The organism is Methanoregula sp. (genome assembly GCA_041645435.1).
GTDB lineage: Archaea > Halobacteriota > Methanomicrobia > Methanomicrobiales > Methanospirillaceae > Methanoregula.
This window is the reverse complement of the sequence record JBAZQB010000014.1, coordinates 1-17189: the sequence shown is the minus strand read 5'-3', so window position 1 is coordinate 17189 and position 17189 is coordinate 1. Positions and strand designations below refer to the sequence as shown.

Sequence of the window (17189 nt, the reverse complement as noted above, 5' to 3'; positions counted from 1 at the left end):
CGGTAGTGTATCAGTTTGAATTTTTGGGGGATTGATTTTTAGGGAAAGCTCAGGCATAATCTAACCATGCCTGACCAATCAAGCAAGAAGCCGAAGCGCCCCCGTGATCTGAATGTCTTGGCAAAGAAGATTGTCGAGATAGCTACAGAGGGTGAACCCACCGAAGAACCTTCCGAGAAGAATCCTCACGCTGTCGCATTGGGAAAATTGGGTGGTAAGAAGGGCGGAAAAGCGCGCGCCGATAAATTGACGCCTGAACAGCGCAAAGAAATTGCTCAACTTGCGGCCCGTGCAAGATGGAAAAAAAGTGAGAACGATTAGCTTATCTTTTTCTTTTTGTCAAAGTCGGCAGCTTTCCTTTCTGCGATGTCCTCTCTAAAATCCATAGGCACATTGATGGGCTGTTCACCGGGATTAACACCGTTCCAATGATCAGCATCCAAAGTTAATGAATAGCCATCACCCACCATTTGCTCACGCCTCGAAATAAGGCTTTTTTGCATGTGGTGTCGCTCTGCTTCATCAATATCTACCCAAAAGAAGTGACCTTGTTTATATTCGACGGCATGATTGGCACGATATGGCTTGCGAGTTTTTTTATCGTACCTCATTTCTACGCGCATTGCCTGAGTAAATTCTTTTGCGACCCGATCGAGAATAGAAATGGGCTTTGGAGGTGTCCACCCGTGCTCCAATGCAAACTTAGCAACTTCTTTCGGGTCTACCTCTTTAATTCCGGTTTTTTCTTTGTAAAGACGATACATCCGCTGCGCTAGTATCTGTTTATTTGCCATTACATTCTCCTCTTTATAGGCCGACAGGATATACATCTCCCCACCCATCAGTCATCGCTCCTGGTGATACATGAGAGCGAATTTTGACTAAAAATTTTCGGAAAAGATCATATCTGCCAGTTCTATATTGTAATTGCCCGGCAATTAAGCCGGGATGGATTTGTAATATGCGGGATATACCAATGATATCTCTCTCACGAAAAAAAGGGGCCTTGCGAGCGATAAAACTGTCTATCTTTTCCTGGGGGACGCAAAATTCGGCAGCTGCCTCATTGGCTATACGCTCTTCCTGTGCGATGTTGTCGCCTGTTCCGGCATTTTCACCCTCTAATTCTGCATCCAACATATAGATGTTATTTTGCCCATGGCGTTGCAAAACGTGCTCAAGTTCATGGCGAAGAACAAACCAAAAATTATCAATTCGATCATAGCGTAAGGACATGCCTATTACTGGCGACTGATCGTTTAACCAGAAACAAACACCATCTATCTTAGCGGATGATAAAGATTCGACAACAACAAATCTAATACCGCTTTCAGTAAGAATACGAGGCACCTTCCTAACTTCTTCCTGTGCTGAAAGCAACTCGTTTAGGCGGTTGACAGAATTACGCCCTGCGGCTGGTGAATAGCGAGCCGCAAGCATCTCGCTGGCGATTTGTTTTACACGGTAAATCCACGCTAATTGTACAGGAGTAGCTGGTGTGAATGTATCGGTCTTCTTATTGGCATGGGGGAGGATTTCAATTTCATTAATTGATTCTACACCAAAAAATATTGCTAGCGCTTTTTCAACCTTTGGGAAATCACGTACATCAGCAGCATTAATCCATCCTCTTTTAATCATTTCCGCCACAGGTAATCCGCCAAAAAGAGCGGCGCGTGTAGCCCTATCGGGGTCAGGGCGTATTGATATGCGAGCTTTGGCAAGGTTATATTTATTTTGGAGATTCAAAAGCGCCACTGGCTCAAATTCAAATATCTCCCCTAGTGCTATGGCCATTTCAGCAGTAACAGAGAGTTTGTTTGTAATGAGCCGATTTAAAATAGTTCCACTTACCCCCAACATGGCAGCTAATAATCGCTGCGTCCATCCGCGCTCTTCTATCAGGGCTTCAATGAATTGCCCTGGAGTATTAAAATCATCAATGATCATCTTCGCATCCCCCCAAGGAAACCTTTATCATAGACCCCCCATTTCTGTCAATAAAAATTGCGCAATTTCGCAAACTGATCGTTAGTCAATGTAAAAACATAGCCACATTAAAAGGTAATATACTTGTAACATATAGAAATATCTAATAAACATTTTTTTTCAAAACAATCATTATTTTCTTGACATACCCTTTGCGCTCAAGCATAATAGTCATTATGAACAGATTGAGTATACAAAAACGGGCACAAATCATCGGTTGCTTGGTAGAGGGTAACAGCCTGAGGGCTACGGCCCGCATTACCGATACGGCCATTAATACGGTCGTTAAGCTTCTGGTAGATGTTGGCAAGGCTTGCGCCGAATACCAGAACCAGGCATTGCGAGACCTCAAGTGTACCCGCCTTCAATGCGATGAAATTTGGTCATTCTGCTATTCTAAAGAGAAAAATGTACCCGCCGACAAGAAAGGTCAACTTGGCTACGGCGATGTGTGGACCTGGACGGCCATTTGCGCCGATAGTAAACTTGTCCCCGCCTTCCTTGTAGGTAATCGAGACGCAGAAACCGCCTCTGTGTTTATGGAAGATGTAGCCACAAGGTTTAGCCATAGGGTTCAGCTTACCACAGATGGTCATAGGGCTTATCTAACGGCGGTTGAAAGCGCTTTTGGTGCAGATATTGATTACGCTATGTTGGTTAAAATATATGGGGAGAGTACGGAACAAAAGGTCGAGAAGCGGTATAGTCCAGCCAAGTTTACCGGAAGTAAGAAAGAAATCATCTCCGGCAATCCTGACCGCAAGCATATCTCCACCAGCTACGCAGAGCGCCAGAACCTCACCATGAGGATGAGCATGAGAAGATTTACCCGACTCACCAATGCCTTTTCAAAAAAGGTGGAGAATCTGGCTCATGCAGTATCCCTGCATTTCATGTTCTACAATTTCGGGAGAATCCATAAAAGCCTTAGAGTAACCCCGGCCATGGAAGCAGGGATTTCAGATCATGTTTGGAGTTTGGAGGAAATTGCGGGGTTGGTGAATTGAAATAATTAAATTCCTAATTCTTCCATAATTTTATCAGGAATAATGTCAGACAAACTAATTCCCACTATCTCTTTTATTTCTTGAGAAACAGTAGGGTCTTTTCGTAGTTTAATGTGCACCTTTCGTAATTCTCGGCATTTTAAATCACATAATTTAGCTATATATTTAAATCCATTTTCTTTATCTTTGCTTTTTTCTAATATATCTTCCTTTGTCAATAGTTCATGTTTTCGTAAATCGCAATATGAAACTTCCTGTAAATAAGGACCAGCAATTCTTTCCTCCCAATGTTCTGGATTAATAATTAGTGTAACCCTTTCCCTGCAAGCACCACCTGTTGTGGTTAAAACATAGAAAAGATATTGTTCATCTATTTCCCCGCCAGCTAATTTAAATTTTGGTTTAGGTGGGGGTGTTGGTTTTCTATTTTCTATTGATTTTTCATCGCGATATGCGCTACGTGACGTAATCTTACATAAAAGTTCTTCATCTGATAAATCATTCAACTATTTAGCCCTTAAATCCAATCTTTCATTTAACCCAACTTCATTATTTTGCTTTGCTCCAATCTTCTCCATTGGTTTTGTTTTATAAGTTAAGTCAACAAGAGCTTTAGGACCATAGCCACCCAATGTATCTAAAATTCCATCTATTATATTTTTTTCTTCACTGGTTATCTCTGAGAAAGATAAATTAGCACCTTCGTCAAATTCATATACCACAACCTCACCTGCCTGGGTAATCGCCGAATCTTCTACGATTACTCCACTATCCAATAAATCATGTACGTACTCATAGATTCTTTTGTCAAAAGGACCATATTTAAATCGTATATATTCAAAATCGGAAATTTGTTCGTCAACTTTTCTGACTGATACGAGGTCCACTATATAAGAAAGTTTCATTAGGCTTGTAATGGAGGGGAATGGGTGATTTTGGATCAGGTAGGCAATTAATTGCCTGGTTTTTTCTATCATGGACTCTCCTCCACTCATTCCTTTATCGGCACATCAGGAGGTTAACTTGATTGTGAAGGAATTATCTTGTCAACTTAAAATAGGACATTTGACACAGAAGTCAAGAAAATACCGCTTATATTATATTTTAAATGAGAATCATTCGCAATAATAAAAATGATTTTCAAACTGATACACTACCTCGAACGCCTTAAATTCTTTATCAATGCTACTATAACTCATTTTTGGGTATCAGATGTTATTGTGCCTATGAATGGTTGTCCACATTGTGTTACTTTTGAATACTCGATGCTTGGGGAGATTAAGAAGAGTTGTGTAAACTCTCTGTAATCCCAACTCTGTCAGATATAATTAGTGACAATATTTCCCACCTTTCAAATAGATTTAATGTATAAAATCTAAACTCCCGAATACAGGTCATGTCAATAATATAACCACCAGCAATGATTTGGTGAAATAGCATACTGCCATAAGAGCGTGTATATATTATTGGTGAAAATTGTTTATAGTCCATTTAAGCCTCCCGTGGCCTGCGCTGCCCGGCCCGCCAAGAGAATAGTTTTTAGTCTATCTTTTCCACTCACAACCCGATCATCATCAAGCAGATTATCAATACAAAACGCATGATCTTCTGGACGGTAAAATAGGGCAGAACAAGTGCCATCTTCTGACCAACCAAAGAAGGCAAAATTCCACCCCAACTCCACCATCCTATTAATAAACATCTCAATCTGGCCGTTGGGTAAGTCGGGGGTCCAGTCTCCTTGATAATCAGCAAATACAAGAGTGCTATAGTCTGGATAAGCTTTTTTTAACCACCCTTTAAATGCTGGAACCTTAAACCACCCCATCTTCCTAGCGCTCCAATCTCTTAACTCTTGTAGTTCTTTATCTACCATGGCTTCCCCTCCGTCGCCTTCAAAAGTTTGGGTAGGAGGGCTTGGGCTTTAGTGACTGCCTTTATTCTTAGAGTTACAGCCAAATCAACGTCCTGCATTTTAATACTCGCTAACCATTCCACCACCTCCCGGCACTCCCGGAGCAGTTCGGCTTGCTGGGCGATTTGGTTATTATTATAGCAAGTGGTGTTACGCTTATCCTGTAGTTCTCCATCTTTAAACACATTCCAACAATTTGTTAATTGCAAATCGCCTTCTGCTGTAGATATGGTTTGAATTACCTCAGCCCCGCAAAACGGGCATTTATCCTGGCTCATGGCCTTGCCTCCTCCAGGAAGTATTCCTGAATAGCCTTATACAATTCAGAGCCGCCAGGATAGCGGGGGACTTGCTGTAGAATATTTTCCGCCTCCGCCAACCTCTCCCGCAACCGCTCATTTTCCTCCGTCAATTTTTCTATTTCTGAGTGTAAACTGAGGGACCAGTTAATTCTCTTATCAATAATAATTTTCTTATCCAGTTCCTCCCGCAGCCGGGTATTTTCTTGTTCAATTTCTTCATCAACACCATCAAGTAATCTTAAAATCTCAGCCCTCATACTTTGATTCTCTTCCCGTAGCCGGGCGATCTCGGCCTGGGCGTTTGTTAACCGTTCTTGAGTTGGCGATGGCGGATAGTCGTTAATGATCTTCATAGCCTGGTTTTTAATACTCTGAAAAACAACAGCACCACTACTATCGGTTTCACCACCCTGACAACAACGACCTTGGGCTACTTTAGATATAATAGGCCACATAGATTCAGTTTGTGCTTCAAGCTCTGTGATCTGGTCCTGCAAGTCTTGAGTTTGCGCTATATGATGCTCTTCAAAACTTTTGAGGATCGATTCTAAATCTGCAATGTGGGCTTGGGCGGTGGCAAGTTGGGCCTTGCAATCTTCTTTCATATGACATTCCCGGGTTGCTATTTGAGATGCAGCGCCCATCATCATTCTCCTTTCGTCAATGGCATAGTTATGCCTAATTGTATCGGTTGTGCTGTCATAGTTTCATCAAAATTGCCATCACTTTTTATACATAAACCGCAACAGGTTTTTGTGTGAAACCACGCACCACAATTTTTATAAATCTCTTGCTTGCAGTTTGCACAGATAGCTCTCGGTTTATCTATTCCAGGATACATTATTTACCTCCTTTTGTTCCTAATGAACTGTCAAGGATTACTTGACAGTTGAGGGGTTAATGCCTCTCCCGGTGAATCCACACGTCCGGCTCAATATGGTCCTGCTCCGGCTCACACCAGCAGTCAGGGGAGGCGATGTGTTCCATCGGCTTCGGCTGTCGCTTCTCCCATTGGTCAGCCTGGAATGCTGCCATACCAGGGTCAAAGCCCTTGGCGATATAGGTGTTATAAATGTCACCCCAAGGTTCTGGACATTTTCCTCTCCTTAATTTTGGAAACATTTTTACTCACGGATGGTTCACGGATGGTAAAAAAGGCACCAGGCACCAGGGGCAATTTTTAGAGCAGCCTCGACTCGTTACAGTCACGCCTTCTTTTACGAACCTACCCGGTACAAATTCACCGCCTGGATCGCCAAGGGCAGGTCCGCCATAAGCAATAGAAACTCTACTACGTTGGTGCATCATTTTCGCTTTCCAAGCCCTTTGCAGCCTTGCGGCTTCTGGCAAATCCCACGTAAAGGTCACAGAGACACTCACTTGCAAATCTGGGACTTCCCATAAAGGCGGATCACCGACAAAGGCTAAATCATCGGTCGGCGTCCATTTGGTTCTACGGGGGAACACTCTAATCATTTTCATCTCTCGGCCTGGGGGATGGTGGGGGTGGTACGAAGTCTTTTCTTCTTAAAAACCCAGAAATAAGAATGAAATTTTCGGGCATGTATTTGGCGTTTATGAGCAGGGTGCGTCATGCGGTGTGTTGCCATGAGTACAAAAAGGTCTACCGGAATAAACCCAAGAACCTTACTCATGTTATAAATCTCTGCATGGGTAAAATTGTTTTTCCCACTCAGCACTCCATCCTGATTCTTGAAAATGAGCCAACCGCCTGGCAACAGGACGCGGTGCATTTCTTTTATGGCCTGGAAGTAGAAAGCCCATAGGTCTTGAATGGTCCCGACGATCTCCCCGAAGCGCGCCTTAAGGGTGGCCCCGGGGCCTGTTCGGACGAGAAATGGGGGATCGAAGATAATTGATCGAATACTCTGGTCCTTCAAGGGTAAACGGCAGACATTAGCAGAGATGACACCCGGCTTTCTTGGGGCAATATCGAAACAGAACTTTGGATGCTCTATCCCGTTCTTATAGAAACAGCCTGAGCCATAACAGACATCACATTCAATGTCGCCAGTATGCAGAGCAACTATGTTCCGTAGAATTTCAGGTTGAGAAAACGATATGCTCTTGACTATCTCCACTCTATTAACCCCGTTTGAGTCTGGGCTTGTGGATTCGGACGTGTTCAGCCCGAATCGTTAAATCTAAATTATCAATCCTGTTGTCGTCTTTTATTTCATTGCAATGATGGGAGATTTCGTCTGGTTCCAGATACCGGCCCAAATATTCTTCAAGGACAAGACGATGTTCAAATACATAACCGTCTTTGGTTGCAAAGGAGTGTTCTGGACGATAAAGGTAGATATAGCCATCTTTGTCTTTTTTAATCCCGCCTTTCCAATGGGCTGCATCTTTTCCCCAACGACTGATTCCCTTACGGTTATGGTAATTAATGCAACGGTTTCCCGGTTTCACCACCTCACCGCAACCGCACTCACACAACTTCATTTCCTGAATCGGCCCGGTATGCAGAGTTACGATATTCGATAAGATTTCATCTTGAGAAAAGGAGATGCTTTTAATCAAATCAACCTCTCCGGCACTTCCACGTCGAACAGCCCTTGGCGGCCCTTGACCGGGAATGGTTTAATGGCCCGGACATTTTCCAGTTTCCATGCGTAGCGGCCAAGGGAGAAATCGCCGAAGGTTGCTTCAAGTCCTATCCAATCGGTTTGATAATTGAATGTTGTAAGACAGGCTGTTAGATCAGCGATAGCCACGGCCTTGCCATAAGGAATTTGATAGCCTCCAATCGGATACGGCAATGCTTTTTGGGCAGCATCCACGAAGGTCGCCGAAAAATGAAAAGAATTAAAAGGTTTTTTAGCCGCACAAATCAGCAACGGCCCCCGATAATTAGTCTTCCACGACCGCGTTTCAAACTTCTTGGCCACGACCGCAATCAGTGAGGCCCAGGGTTGCCAGATGGAAATGGCTTTGATTTTCATATCATCTCCCTCAAATCGCCCCTCCTGCCAGGGGCTTCAATACAACACGCCATAGCCACGTCTTGCCATTCAACCTATGAACCTTGATATCCGGGCCGACAGGTGCCCGGTGCCATGCGGTGCCGAAGGTCGCCGCGGTTAGCCTATTCTGGTGTATCCTTCCTTAAACGCCTTGGCGGGGGACCAAGATTCAAATCCGTCTACATAGAGAACGTAGTAGCCGCCTACGGGGTCATTATTGCCGCACCGCTCTTTTAGGTGGCTTGAAACGTGGACAGGAATACCACAGGCAAGACTCCAAAATTGAAAATCGCCATCGTTTACGATTCCGACGATCTTATCCGCCCCAACCTGCTTATGGCTCTGCCATTGAGGTAAAGGCTGTGATGCTTGGTTTTCATCCATACGATTCTCCAAAAACGCCGGTTTCACCGGAACCGGCAAGGCCAAGGGATATATGAGGAAATTATTTAGGGTTTCCTTCCGCTTGTGGTAGCAAGAAGGGCGAAACCACTATCCGGGGTTCTATATAAATTGGAACCACATCTTTGCCTTTGGGGTTTTTCATGAGTATCCAAGTTCCTTCTGCCGACGCCGGAGAGAAAAGGCCGTTAGGCTCAGCTTGAGGGAGAGAGAAGCCTCGCCCCGTTGCTTTTTGGGGGCTTGAAAACTGAGTGGCGTAGGGGATACCGTAGCCAATAGTGACACCAAAGAAAACCAATTTCCCAGTGTACTGGTTAAACAAATAGGTGTAAGTGGTAAGTCCCTCCTGGTCCCGCAGTTCAAGGATATCCTTTAATATCTTGCGCTCCCTAAAATTCTTGATTCCAGGCATTCCGACTTGGGAAGAACCCTGCACGAGGATTTTTTCTTGTTGGTTTCGTTGAATATCATCAGAATCTTCACAAGATGAGGTTCCCATGGATAGAAACACTGCCAGGAAAAGACACGCCATTATTGGATATACGCTCAATTTCTTCATTAATATTTCTCTTTAGCTTGTTGAGATTTTAGTTGAGTAACAAAAGCCCTAAGATCGACTGGCAATCTATCCTCTCCGTATTGATTAGCTCTTCGCAAAATAATTGCCGCTAAAGCGTCTTTTTGATCTGGGGTGGCCTGTTCATATTTGAACTGCATGTTTTGAAGCTCCTGGATCATGCCCCACTTGTAGGACGGAGTGTTTTCAAAGACCTCTCGCCGCGCTTCTTCATATTTAGGAGCCCAGAATTTATACATGAAAAAATCATTGCCTTGGAATAGCCACACAAGGGCAATGACGGCGATTAAACTACCGATGATAGCACTAAAAGTTTTCAATGTTTCATCTCCTCCTTCTCGGGGACGTGGCGGGTTACTGATTTTTGAACCAGGTCAATATATCCTGTCCAGTCTCCTCATCGAACTCCTCCAAAGGAATAGCAGCGTCCAGTTTCAGGGCTTCGTAGGGCAGGTCAAGCCCGGTGGCTTCCATCGCCTCCTTGATGGCTTTAAGGGTTTCATCTGTGATAGACTGAGTTGGTGTCCCGCCCGTAGGCGTGCCGTTGCCTTCTGCTTGAGTGCTTGCCGGGGGGGTGGGTGCGGAGGAGTCCTGGGGTGGCTCAGGGTCTTTAGTAGTTTTAGCTTTTTTAGTTTTCTCAGGTTCAGGATGCGGGGGCGTTTCAAACCAATCCCCTGGTTTACTCATACCGTCCTTGAGAGAGTTAAAAATTTTCCGCAAGGCGATTACTTGGGCTGCGGTAATCGCTTCAAGTTTGCGTTGAATCCTGGCCTCTATCATCTCCTTAGTAATGTTGTAGGTGTTGAACACATCCACCATCTTCTGTACGGCTTGAGGGGAAATGTCAGCCTTGGCCTTTAATGTATCTTCGCATTGATGCACCGCGGCTTCCACGATATCACCGGGGATAATGCCCAGGATGCAGGCCCGTAGTCGGCGTGAGCCCTGATTAGCCACGGCCTCATAAATGTCACGGGGGTCGGTCAAGTTCGTGATTCCCTTATTTCGGGTATATCTGATATGGCGCACCTGGAAAACCTTGCTTTGCCGGGTGTTGGTTTCCAAGTCCCAGGCGTAGGCTTCCATAGTGCTTTCCCCTGGTCGCTGTTCCAGTTCACGGATACCGATTTGGAGGTTTCCCCATTGTTGCGCTATGGCCTCAGCTAGCCGGATTGATGGTCCGGTAATATCTGTGCCGCCGCGAGCATAGGAGTAAAGGGCGCTTTCGGCCAGGGTGGGTCGCTGACAGGATACCATAATGCGGTCAACAGCCTTGGCCTGATTGCGGGGGAACCTTTTGGCGATAATCATAGCGGCCTGGACCTCGGCAACTTCCCTTTGGGCTGTCGCTTCGGCCAGGACCGTCGGGACTTCTTGGGTGACAGGTAGATTATCGCCTGTGAACGGAACGACATTTTTAAATACGTCACTTGCTTCCATAACAATATCCTCTCTATTTGATTGAATATTTGCAGTTTATTAAATATGAGACCACGATATGCCTCGCACAATATTAGCTATGTGACCCCTACTGATGCCATATTGCTTTGATATTTGATTAAAATTTAATCCGATACGATGAAGATCACGTATATTATGAACATCAAATTCATGTAATTTAGCAAGGTGGTTGTCTTCTCCCCTAATCGGACTCCAATTCCTACCCATTTTTGAATGTGTAGATTTTGATAAATATTCTAAATTGCTATGGTGGTTATTACGCTTATTCTCATCCCTGTGATGTACCTCATGTCCGTCGGGGCATGGCCCGATAAAAACCTCCGCAACAATGGCATGGATACGTTTTTTAATATAACGTCCGTTGTTTCGTAGATGTACCATTTCGTACCCTTTGGGGTCTAACCAGGATTTTAATATATGCCTTACTCTGGCACCGCGGCTCTTTTTGCACCTGATTACATCACCATCTTCGCTAACATGATAGGCGGGCGCAAAAGGTATTCTTCTCCATTCAGTCATTTGTCCTACCTCTTTTTCAATGAATAGCGGCAACTATCCCAATATCCGCACCAGCGCGGGCTGCATATCCAGGCTCCCGGGTCGCAAGGTGGAAATAACCCGGTCTGAATCTGAGCAATCATTAATTGAACCCGCAACATAAGATTCTTCCAATGCTCCGGGCCGCGGACGGTTTCAAGGCTTTGCAGTTTCGGCTCTTTATTGTTGACCAGAATTTCCAGGCTAATTTTATCGGGCCACTTGCCGACATGATTTGCCACCAACCCAGAATAGAAGGTAAGTTGCAAAGATTTATCGGCTTCCCCCGCTGGCTTGGCCTTATCAGCAGTCTTTAAATCCGGCATCCAGTGATCTTCCGTAAGTACGTCCACGATCCCCACCAAAGGAAGTTTAAGGCCAGCATCGAACTCAAGGCGCTGTTCCACCATTATCGGCTGAATTTCCGGGGCCAGGGTTTCCCGATAAAGTTTGGTTAGCCGTGTGGCTGCATCCAGGCCAGCGCCCAAGAGTTTTTCTTTTTCCCCGATCTGGTCTTTGGGAATAAAAACTCCCCGATCTGTGACAAGGCGGACATATTCATCTCTGGCGGCATCCTGCAAGGCGTCAACCGGCAAATCCTCATGGGAGTTAAGTTTCTGCGCATGGTTGACCTGTGCGGCCTTGTGGGTAGCAGAGCCGCGGCGGGCTGAGATTCCAGGGGGGATGATTTCACCATGAATGTATCGGCGCTCAAATTGGGCCGGGCAGCGTAGGAACATCCCTAAATGGCTCTGGTGGATTGATTCAAGCATAAATCACCCGCACATCCACATGATCACGCCCACCACCACGAACAGCAGGCCGGTTAGGGCAAAGTTGAGAAGTTCGTTAAACATGGGTTTACTCCGGCACAATATAGATGCTATTACGGGCTTGAGGCATAATAAGGCCGTTGCCTATGTCAATGCGAATTTGACCTTTATGATCAACGAAAACAGAAACCTTAGTATTTTTGCCGATGAAGGTTAAATGGGAATTTGCAGGCAAGTAACGCTTGGTAAAATCGCCATCCAGCCATAACTGATAATAAGTGTTTGATTCAGGGTGAGTGTCAGTGTTTATGGCTAATTGTTCTGCCAAGTCACGGGTGAGCCTACCATTGCGCAGTTCTATATTGGCAATATGCTCTTGCGCCCACTTGGGTAATTTCGATAGCTTATTTTCCATCCCCACTCCCCTCCCTAAACGCCTTCCTCGCTGCTTCAAAATCCTTTTTGCCGCGGTTCCGACGATGTTCACGAAACAGCACTACGATTTCGATACCTAGAAAGGCTATTAGAGCGCCCAGGATGAAGCCAAAAGCGAGGATGGCGTAGTGGCTCATCTCGACCTCTCCCGCAACGCCTCTAACAACTGGTCCTTGAGGGCAAGGGCTGCTTGCAGTTGGGCGATTTCGGCTTTTACTGCATTAAGTTCTTTCTCATGGCACCTGGGGAATCTTGTCCATGTATCAGGGTGATTTATTGGGTTAATAGTTCCGCAAGCATAATGATGGTCTATGCTGCCCTTAAACTTATAATCACTCCCACAAAACGGGCATTTCTGGCTATCCTCGCTCATCTCTCCTCCCGTGCTTCCGCCAGCATTGCACACAACCTCGCAGCGTCTGCCTTTGATTCGTAACTTCTTGCCATGGTAATTTCATCCTTCCGATAATACTCTCTGGCCGTCTTGTCGTGCTCCTGGGCTTTCTTGAGCCAGTCCTGCCGGCTAAGGCTCATGTCAATGCCCCCTCTTGCAGACACCATATGCCGTTGCTAACCATTCTGTTGTGCATTCGCTCCAGGTCTTTACGTATCATAGCTTTGGTTTGGTTCATTACTTGATCGGCTGCATTAAAAGATACTCTAAAAATACCTTCCTCTGTTAATAACCCTAATTCACCGTGCCAGTATATTTTTACAGTCGTGTCTATTTCTATCATCATTTACCCCCTTCAATCGTGGCTATGAAGAATTTCAGCGCCATCCTTTGTTGTTCAGTTGCCTTCCCGGTATCCAGAGCCATGAGCAGGTCCATGGTCATGTCCTTAATGCTGTTTAACTGCCCAACGTCGGTAACGTAGGGGCGGCGGGTGCGCTCCGGGTGAAGGACTTTGGGGGCGGGAATGGTCATGGTGAAACCTTGCCTTCTCCTTTACATTTGGAGCAATCGGAGATAGCAGTATATGAAGGGCCATAAGAAATATCTTGACCCGAACCTTTACATTCAGGACAAACAACTTTTTCCCGCTCTTTCTTCAATTCCCTTTTCAGGTCCGATAATTCAGATTTAAGAGGATTCTCTGGTGTTGGGTAGGCCATACCGTAGTTTTCAAAAGCACCTGCTACGTCTTTTGTAATGGAGGTTAATTGCTCTGGTGTAACAACAACGCCGTGCTCTTCAAAAGACTCTGCAAGACACTCTTCCCAATAGTCCATAACTACCCCTCCACGCTCTCAATAGCCACCATAGCTCGGTCCCGGTCATACCAAGGGGCGATAGTGTCATTAAGGGATTTCTGATCCCAAAACTCCCCGAGCCCAAGGTTCCAAAATCCGCCAGGGTAGGGAGTGTTCTTCTCCATGGCATCAGCTACGGCTTCGATGTCGGTAATGTCCAGATCGGCTGGAACTTCGATTTCTTCCTCAATGAGGCCGGAAAGGCGGACATAGACCTTGATTTTCTTTGTGGCCTGCGGTTCCGGCTCTGGCGGGCTTATGGGTGGTTCAGCGTGGGAAGCGTGGGCGTATTCCATTTTAGGACTCCTTGAAACTCTTTTTCATAATGAGGATTTCGGGGTCAGAATGATGCAATTCAATTTCGCACTTGGGGCAAACCAATTCCTCCCCGCACGTACAAACAGGTCTTTGCGATGGTTTTGTAATTACTGGGACCACAAAAGCCGCGGCACCGCATAAGGGGCAGGTTGGCCCATGCCTTCGGGGATTCCAATGGATTTCGCAATTAAGGCAATATTCCATTGGGTCAGGCATTGCTTCCTTTTTAACTTCCATCATTACTCCTTGGCCTTAGCGAGAGCTTCTTGAGCCATTTCCCCAATTTGAGTCAATCTACTGGTAGGCACAGCGAAGCCTAAGCATCGCAACTGAAAAAGTTCATCTTTAATTTCTTCCAGCGCCGCCACAAGGGCGTCGTGGCAGTTCATAGCCAGTACAATCCTCTTAGCCCGGCCTTCCCCTGTGACACCCAACACCAAACTACCTTGCACAGCAGCAACCTGTGCTCCCAAACAGTCATAAATGACTCCGGTGTTCCCGTAAACGTAAACGCCCTTGGATGTCCAGTTTTTGTCTGCCATCTACCCTTCCCCCACCTTCCGCAAAGTCTCCTGAAGGTCATCTCGGAGTTCTTCGAGGCGAATAATCCTATCCCCCTTACCCTGCATCCCGAGAGTTTTGGCTAATGCTTCGTGATGCTTTATTTCCCGGTCTAGCCACTCTACCGTATCCTTGAGCTTGTGGTAGAGGGTCGGGGCGGCGGCGATAAGACGAGCGTTGTCTATAGCCGCTTCCTTTCCCCAATGGCTTTCTTCAGTAGTTGCAATCGGGAAGTCTTTAAATTTCTCGCCCTTCTCATTAAACCTGGGATAGTCTGTGTAAATCCAAGGCTTTAATATATAGCCTATTCTCCATGGCCCCGGAGTTGGGTTAAACTTTTTATCTTCCATCACCCCACCCTCTCCAACCGAGTCCCGCCCAAAGCCAAGGCAATCCGCCGCCCACGTTCAGGGGAAAAGTTCAAGGCGGTTTTGACTTGCATGATCTTGCGCCTCAGTCCGAGCCAGTTGACTTTGGTTAGCCAGTAGGTGCGCCGCTCTGGTTTCATTTTTGGGATTCCTCCACCTTGTTATGTGATTCCCATAATTCTTTCAAACGCTTAACCATTTCAGCCACTATAGGTTTACTCGTTTCTTCTGTTTGAATCTGCACCATTAAGGCCATTTCCTGCACTGCTAATTCGATATTGTTTCTGTAATGCTTTTCTTCATCGGAAGATGCAGGTAATCGCCAATGTACAATCAATTGCAGTTTGTGTTCTAATTCAAAGTCAAAATTTGCTACCGGCATCTCTCCTCCTGTGCCCCCAGCGAACCAAGGCGGGTATGCCGGGGGCTGGTCTGAATTGTGTCCTACGGGCTTCCCCGGCCTTCACTTCCGGGAAATTGTTTGCGCCTTGGAATACAGCCGGGACTCTTTTGGACTTCGCCTATCCGGCCTGTGTGTTACACGGTATCCCGTGCCTGTCCTCAGTACCCCTCAGCGCAATTCTTAAAGTGAATCCCTGTCACGGTCGGGCCTTCCCGGTATAGGCCGCCCGAATTGTGGTGGATAACTCACGCCACGACATCTCAAGACCGTGACAGGAAATCGTTTGACAGGGTCCGGAGTTCTTAGTATCCGGCTTGAACGTTAACCCATGTGTTGCCTTTTATAATGTCTTTAACAGTGGACTTCCCTACGCCAAACATCCTTGCCACATAGTTCAGGCTTTTGCCAGCTGAACATAAGTGTCTTATGGCTATAACTTCATCTTCAGTCAATTTAGCACTGTTGTTATTCATGCCCGATTGATGGATGCTACGATGATTTGGCTCAGGTAAATATTCAAGATTCGTTTTTACGTTATTAAACTTCAATTCATCCTTATGGTGAAGATTGTGCCCCGGCGGCTTAGGCCCTAAGAAAGCCTCGGCAACAAGGTATTGAACCCTGATAGTTCTGGATAGTCCGGGTCGAGTCACCTTTACAATCAGGTATCCTTCTGACTCGTATGTTTTTAGGATTCGACCAGAAGATATTTGCCTTACAGACCCATCTTCATTTGCCTCATAATTAGGCCAACTTGGGACCATTCGCCATTCACTCATAATAACCTCCACACGGGCCGCCCCGCCTTAAAATTGTGCCGGTGTACTAAGCCCAACCGGCAGGCTGGTGGCGAGCACCCTCAGGCGGGCTATTGCGCCGTTAAGGAGGTCTATCTATGCCAAAAGCTCACCAGGGTCTTGGCCTCTGGGCCTTTGGCTGACCACAGCCATTGTACGGGTTTACGGGTCAATCTATGTTGCCTCCTTAAATCAGTCCTGGGGGTGGGCACTCCGTGTGAGTATGCTGTCTCCGCTTTATCCACAAAAATGAGTTTCACCGGTTAGTCTGTTCCCGATGGTGGGCAGCGCATCCCTCCGGTTGATTTTCCCCATCCCCAGGTAATTCTCACTCCCCCACCTTCACCCCAACCGCATAAGCCCTCGCCTCATTACCACCTTCAATCACGTGGCAGAACTCATGGGCTACTGTCACCCTGTCAACGTCAGGCTCACTCAGGTAAACTACCCCTCCCCACTGGACTCCTAAAAGCCGTTCCCCCGGTTCCAGGTTCGGGAACATGGCTCTCAGGGCCGCATGGTCCCGCACAAAGACGATAGGCGGCGTCTTGTAGGCTTCCCCTTTGCCGCACTCTTGGCGCACCCGGTTGAAGGTGTTCAGGTAATTGACCCTGGGGGATTCCAGGGAGGCGCAGGCTGCCGTGAGGGTTAAGGTGGTTACGGTTATGAGTTTGGTGAATAGGTTCATGGTGTAGCTAAATCCCTTGCGGGTGCGACCCGCGGCGGTTAGCCTTTAAACGGCTTCCCATTAACCATTTTCAGCACCGGAAACTGGCAGTCTTTGCAGTCCCAAACGTGGCCTTTGACTTCCGTGAGCACCGGAAACTGGCAGTTGGTAGCCCAAACGTGGCCTTTGACTTCCGTGAGCACCGGAAACTGACAGTCTTTGCAGTCCCAAACGTGGCCTTTGACTTCCGTGAGCACCGGAAACTGGCAGTCTTTGCAGTCCCGAACGTGGCCTTTGACTTCCGTGAGCACCGGAAACTGGCAGTCTTTGCAGTCCCAAACGTGGCCTTTGACTTCCGTGAGCACCGGAAACTGGCAGTTGGTAGCCCAAACGTGGCCTTTGACTTCCGTGAGCACCGGAAACTGACAGTCTT

General features: G+C 46.4%; 32 protein-coding genes. 3 read left to right on the top strand and 29 right to left on the bottom strand.

Annotated elements, in window-relative coordinates; translation table 11 throughout:
* Window positions 1-66: 66 nt before the first annotated feature.
* A complete protein-coding gene (locus WC593_15760; protein MFA4826605.1) occupies window positions 67-321 on the top strand; it encodes a hypothetical protein in 255 nt (84 codons plus the stop codon).
* On the opposite strand, the gene WC593_15755 is transcribed toward WC593_15760, so the two are convergent.
* Window positions 318-794 (bottom strand): hypothetical protein, encoded by a 477-nt coding sequence (locus WC593_15755; protein ID MFA4826604.1) that lies wholly within the window; start codon window positions 792-794, stop codon window positions 318-320. The two genes, WC593_15760 and WC593_15755, sit on opposite strands and share 4 nt — an antisense overlap.
* Window positions 795-807: 13 nt before the next feature.
* Entirely contained in the window at window positions 808-1950 is a 1143-nt protein-coding gene (locus WC593_15750) for a HigA family addiction module antitoxin (GenBank protein MFA4826603.1), read from the bottom strand.
* A 215-nt stretch (window positions 1951-2165) separates the two neighbouring features.
* On the opposite strand from WC593_15750, the gene WC593_15745 reads away from it, so the two are divergent.
* Complete coding sequence (locus WC593_15745; protein ID MFA4826602.1) at window positions 2166-2996, top strand: IS1 family transposase; 831 nt, start codon at window positions 2166-2168, stop codon at window positions 2994-2996.
* Between the two features lie 5 nt (window positions 2997-3001).
* Here WC593_15745 and WC593_15740 read toward each other — a convergent pair whose 3' ends face one another.
* The 27 genes from WC593_15740 to WC593_15610 form a co-directional block, all read right to left on the bottom strand.
* Window positions 3002-3502: a hypothetical protein gene (locus tag WC593_15740; GenBank protein ID MFA4826601.1), complete on the bottom strand. Its 501-nt coding sequence runs from the start codon at window positions 3500-3502 to the stop codon at window positions 3002-3004.
* Window positions 3503-3973, bottom strand: a complete 471-nt coding sequence (locus tag WC593_15735; protein ID MFA4826600.1) for a Panacea domain-containing protein — start codon at window positions 3971-3973, stop codon at window positions 3503-3505.
* Between the two features lie 503 nt (window positions 3974-4476).
* The gene (locus WC593_15730; protein ID MFA4826599.1) at window positions 4477-4872 is read right to left on the bottom strand and encodes a hypothetical protein; all 396 of its coding nucleotides are present in this window, start codon (window positions 4870-4872) and stop codon (window positions 4477-4479) included.
* Window positions 4866-5189: a hypothetical protein gene (locus WC593_15725; GenBank protein MFA4826598.1), complete on the bottom strand. Its 324-nt coding sequence runs from the start codon at window positions 5187-5189 to the stop codon at window positions 4866-4868. The genes WC593_15730 and WC593_15725 overlap by 7 nt, the downstream gene beginning before the upstream one ends.
* Entirely contained in the window at window positions 5186-5857 is a 672-nt protein-coding gene (locus tag WC593_15720) for a hypothetical protein (GenBank protein MFA4826597.1), read from the bottom strand. The genes WC593_15725 and WC593_15720 overlap by 4 nt, the downstream gene beginning before the upstream one ends.
* A gap of 2 nt (window positions 5858-5859) precedes the next feature.
* On the bottom strand, window positions 5860-6054 hold the full coding sequence (locus WC593_15715; GenBank protein MFA4826596.1) for a hypothetical protein: 195 nt from the start codon (window positions 6052-6054) through the stop codon (window positions 5860-5862).
* Between the two features lie 637 nt (window positions 6055-6691).
* Complete coding sequence (locus tag WC593_15710; protein ID MFA4826595.1) at window positions 6692-7315, bottom strand: hypothetical protein; 624 nt, start codon at window positions 7313-7315, stop codon at window positions 6692-6694.
* Between the two features lie 4 nt (window positions 7316-7319).
* The gene (locus WC593_15705; GenBank protein MFA4826594.1) at window positions 7320-7760 is read right to left on the bottom strand and encodes an HNH endonuclease; all 441 of its coding nucleotides are present in this window, start codon (window positions 7758-7760) and stop codon (window positions 7320-7322) included.
* The gene (locus tag WC593_15700; protein ID MFA4826593.1) at window positions 7757-8182 is read right to left on the bottom strand and encodes an ASCH domain-containing protein; all 426 of its coding nucleotides are present in this window, start codon (window positions 8180-8182) and stop codon (window positions 7757-7759) included. Before WC593_15700 ends, WC593_15705 begins: the two co-directional genes overlap by 4 nt.
* 138 nt (window positions 8183-8320) lie before the next feature.
* Window positions 8321-8587 (bottom strand): hypothetical protein, encoded by a 267-nt coding sequence (locus WC593_15695; protein MFA4826592.1) that lies wholly within the window; start codon window positions 8585-8587, stop codon window positions 8321-8323.
* A gap of 61 nt (window positions 8588-8648) precedes the next feature.
* The gene (locus WC593_15690; GenBank protein MFA4826591.1) at window positions 8649-9164 is read right to left on the bottom strand and encodes a hypothetical protein; all 516 of its coding nucleotides are present in this window, start codon (window positions 9162-9164) and stop codon (window positions 8649-8651) included.
* Entirely contained in the window at window positions 9164-9502 is a 339-nt protein-coding gene (locus WC593_15685) for a hypothetical protein (GenBank protein MFA4826590.1), read from the bottom strand. The genes WC593_15690 and WC593_15685 overlap by 1 nt, the downstream gene beginning before the upstream one ends.
* Before the next feature lie 34 nt (window positions 9503-9536).
* Window positions 9537-10622, bottom strand: coding sequence for a hypothetical protein (locus WC593_15680; protein MFA4826589.1), 1086 nt, complete (start codon window positions 10620-10622; stop codon window positions 9537-9539).
* Window positions 10623-11167: 545 nt separating this feature from the next.
* On the bottom strand, window positions 11168-11953 hold the full coding sequence (locus WC593_15675; GenBank protein ID MFA4826588.1) for a PD-(D/E)XK nuclease family protein: 786 nt from the start codon (window positions 11951-11953) through the stop codon (window positions 11168-11170).
* Window positions 11954-12041: 88 nt separating this feature from the next.
* Window positions 12042-12368, bottom strand: coding sequence for a hypothetical protein (locus WC593_15670; protein MFA4826587.1), 327 nt, complete (start codon window positions 12366-12368; stop codon window positions 12042-12044).
* Window positions 12358-12525, bottom strand: a complete 168-nt coding sequence (locus WC593_15665) for a hypothetical protein (GenBank protein ID MFA4826586.1) — start codon at window positions 12523-12525, stop codon at window positions 12358-12360. The genes WC593_15670 and WC593_15665 overlap by 11 nt, the downstream gene beginning before the upstream one ends.
* Window positions 12522-12761, bottom strand: coding sequence for a hypothetical protein (locus tag WC593_15660; protein ID MFA4826585.1), 240 nt, complete (start codon window positions 12759-12761; stop codon window positions 12522-12524). The genes WC593_15665 and WC593_15660 overlap by 4 nt, the downstream gene beginning before the upstream one ends.
* The gene (locus WC593_15655) at window positions 12758-12922 is read right to left on the bottom strand and encodes a hypothetical protein (protein MFA4826584.1); all 165 of its coding nucleotides are present in this window, start codon (window positions 12920-12922) and stop codon (window positions 12758-12760) included. The genes WC593_15660 and WC593_15655 overlap by 4 nt, the downstream gene beginning before the upstream one ends.
* Complete coding sequence (locus WC593_15650) at window positions 12919-13128, bottom strand: hypothetical protein (GenBank protein MFA4826583.1); 210 nt, start codon at window positions 13126-13128, stop codon at window positions 12919-12921. Before WC593_15650 ends, WC593_15655 begins: the two co-directional genes overlap by 4 nt.
* Window positions 13125-13316, bottom strand: a complete 192-nt coding sequence (locus tag WC593_15645; protein ID MFA4826582.1) for a hypothetical protein — start codon at window positions 13314-13316, stop codon at window positions 13125-13127. Before WC593_15645 ends, WC593_15650 begins: the two co-directional genes overlap by 4 nt.
* On the bottom strand, window positions 13313-13621 hold the full coding sequence (locus WC593_15640; protein MFA4826581.1) for a hypothetical protein: 309 nt from the start codon (window positions 13619-13621) through the stop codon (window positions 13313-13315). The genes WC593_15645 and WC593_15640 overlap by 4 nt, the downstream gene beginning before the upstream one ends.
* A gap of 2 nt (window positions 13622-13623) precedes the next feature.
* Window positions 13624-13938: a hypothetical protein gene (locus tag WC593_15635; protein ID MFA4826580.1), complete on the bottom strand. Its 315-nt coding sequence runs from the start codon at window positions 13936-13938 to the stop codon at window positions 13624-13626.
* Window positions 13939-14199: 261 nt separating this feature from the next.
* Window positions 14200-14502, bottom strand: coding sequence for a hypothetical protein (locus tag WC593_15630; protein MFA4826579.1), 303 nt, complete (start codon window positions 14500-14502; stop codon window positions 14200-14202).
* Complete coding sequence (locus WC593_15625) at window positions 14503-14871, bottom strand: hypothetical protein (protein ID MFA4826578.1); 369 nt, start codon at window positions 14869-14871, stop codon at window positions 14503-14505.
* 154 nt (window positions 14872-15025) lie between these two features.
* A complete protein-coding gene (locus WC593_15620) occupies window positions 15026-15271 on the bottom strand; it encodes a hypothetical protein (protein MFA4826577.1) in 246 nt (81 codons plus the stop codon).
* Between the two features lie 323 nt (window positions 15272-15594).
* A complete protein-coding gene (locus WC593_15615) occupies window positions 15595-16071 on the bottom strand; it encodes an NUMOD4 domain-containing protein (GenBank protein ID MFA4826576.1) in 477 nt (158 codons plus the stop codon).
* Window positions 16072-16417: 346 nt separating this feature from the next.
* A complete protein-coding gene (locus tag WC593_15610; protein ID MFA4826575.1) occupies window positions 16418-16777 on the bottom strand; it encodes a hypothetical protein in 360 nt (119 codons plus the stop codon).
* A 107-nt stretch (window positions 16778-16884) separates the two neighbouring features.
* Here WC593_15610 and WC593_15605 point away from each other — a divergent pair.
* Window positions 16885-17189 (top strand): hypothetical protein (locus WC593_15605; protein ID MFA4826574.1); only part of this gene is annotated, 305 nt, incomplete at its 3' end.

Coding starts and splice junctions, on each gene's coding strand:
- WC593_15760 (MFA4826605.1), top strand. CDS start 67: ATGCCTGACCAATCAAGCAAGAAGCCGAAGCGCCCCCGTGATCTGAAT.
- WC593_15755 (MFA4826604.1), bottom strand. CDS start 794: ATGGCAAATAAACAGATACTAGCGCAGCGGATGTATCGTCTTTACAAA.
- WC593_15750 (MFA4826603.1), bottom strand. CDS start 1,950: ATGATCATTGATGATTTTAATACTCCAGGGCAATTCATTGAAGCCCTG.
- WC593_15745 (MFA4826602.1), top strand. CDS start 2,166: ATGAACAGATTGAGTATACAAAAACGGGCACAAATCATCGGTTGCTTG.
- WC593_15735 (MFA4826600.1), bottom strand. CDS start 3,973: ATGATAGAAAAAACCAGGCAATTAATTGCCTACCTGATCCAAAATCAC.
- WC593_15730 (MFA4826599.1), bottom strand. CDS start 4,872: ATGGTAGATAAAGAACTACAAGAGTTAAGAGATTGGAGCGCTAGGAAG.
- WC593_15725 (MFA4826598.1), bottom strand. CDS start 5,189: ATGAGCCAGGATAAATGCCCGTTTTGCGGGGCTGAGGTAATTCAAACC.
- WC593_15720 (MFA4826597.1), bottom strand. CDS start 5,857: ATGGGCGCTGCATCTCAAATAGCAACCCGGGAATGTCATATGAAAGAA.
- WC593_15715 (MFA4826596.1), bottom strand. CDS start 6,054: ATGTATCCTGGAATAGATAAACCGAGAGCTATCTGTGCAAACTGCAAG.
- WC593_15700 (MFA4826593.1), bottom strand. CDS start 8,182: ATGAAAATCAAAGCCATTTCCATCTGGCAACCCTGGGCCTCACTGATT.
- WC593_15695 (MFA4826592.1), bottom strand. CDS start 8,587: ATGGATGAAAACCAAGCATCACAGCCTTTACCTCAATGGCAGAGCCAT.
- WC593_15690 (MFA4826591.1), bottom strand. CDS start 9,164: ATGAAGAAATTGAGCGTATATCCAATAATGGCGTGTCTTTTCCTGGCA.
- WC593_15680 (MFA4826589.1), bottom strand. CDS start 10,622: ATGGAAGCAAGTGACGTATTTAAAAATGTCGTTCCGTTCACAGGCGAT.
- WC593_15675 (MFA4826588.1), bottom strand. CDS start 11,953: ATGCTTGAATCAATCCACCAGAGCCATTTAGGGATGTTCCTACGCTGC.
- WC593_15670 (MFA4826587.1), bottom strand. CDS start 12,368: ATGGAAAATAAGCTATCGAAATTACCCAAGTGGGCGCAAGAGCATATT.
- WC593_15665 (MFA4826586.1), bottom strand. CDS start 12,525: ATGAGCCACTACGCCATCCTCGCTTTTGGCTTCATCCTGGGCGCTCTA.
- WC593_15660 (MFA4826585.1), bottom strand. CDS start 12,761: ATGAGCGAGGATAGCCAGAAATGCCCGTTTTGTGGGAGTGATTATAAG.
- WC593_15655 (MFA4826584.1), bottom strand. CDS start 12,922: ATGAGCCTTAGCCGGCAGGACTGGCTCAAGAAAGCCCAGGAGCACGAC.
- WC593_15650 (MFA4826583.1), bottom strand. CDS start 13,128: ATGATGATAGAAATAGACACGACTGTAAAAATATACTGGCACGGTGAA.
- WC593_15645 (MFA4826582.1), bottom strand. CDS start 13,316: ATGACCATTCCCGCCCCCAAAGTCCTTCACCCGGAGCGCACCCGCCGC.
- WC593_15640 (MFA4826581.1), bottom strand. CDS start 13,621: ATGGACTATTGGGAAGAGTGTCTTGCAGAGTCTTTTGAAGAGCACGGC.
- WC593_15635 (MFA4826580.1), bottom strand. CDS start 13,938: ATGGAATACGCCCACGCTTCCCACGCTGAACCACCCATAAGCCCGCCA.
- WC593_15630 (MFA4826579.1), bottom strand. CDS start 14,502: ATGGCAGACAAAAACTGGACATCCAAGGGCGTTTACGTTTACGGGAAC.
- WC593_15625 (MFA4826578.1), bottom strand. CDS start 14,871: ATGGAAGATAAAAAGTTTAACCCAACTCCGGGGCCATGGAGAATAGGC.
- WC593_15620 (MFA4826577.1), bottom strand. CDS start 15,271: ATGCCGGTAGCAAATTTTGACTTTGAATTAGAACACAAACTGCAATTG.
- WC593_15615 (MFA4826576.1), bottom strand. CDS start 16,071: ATGAGTGAATGGCGAATGGTCCCAAGTTGGCCTAATTATGAGGCAAAT.
- WC593_15610 (MFA4826575.1), bottom strand. CDS start 16,777: ATGAACCTATTCACCAAACTCATAACCGTAACCACCTTAACCCTCACG.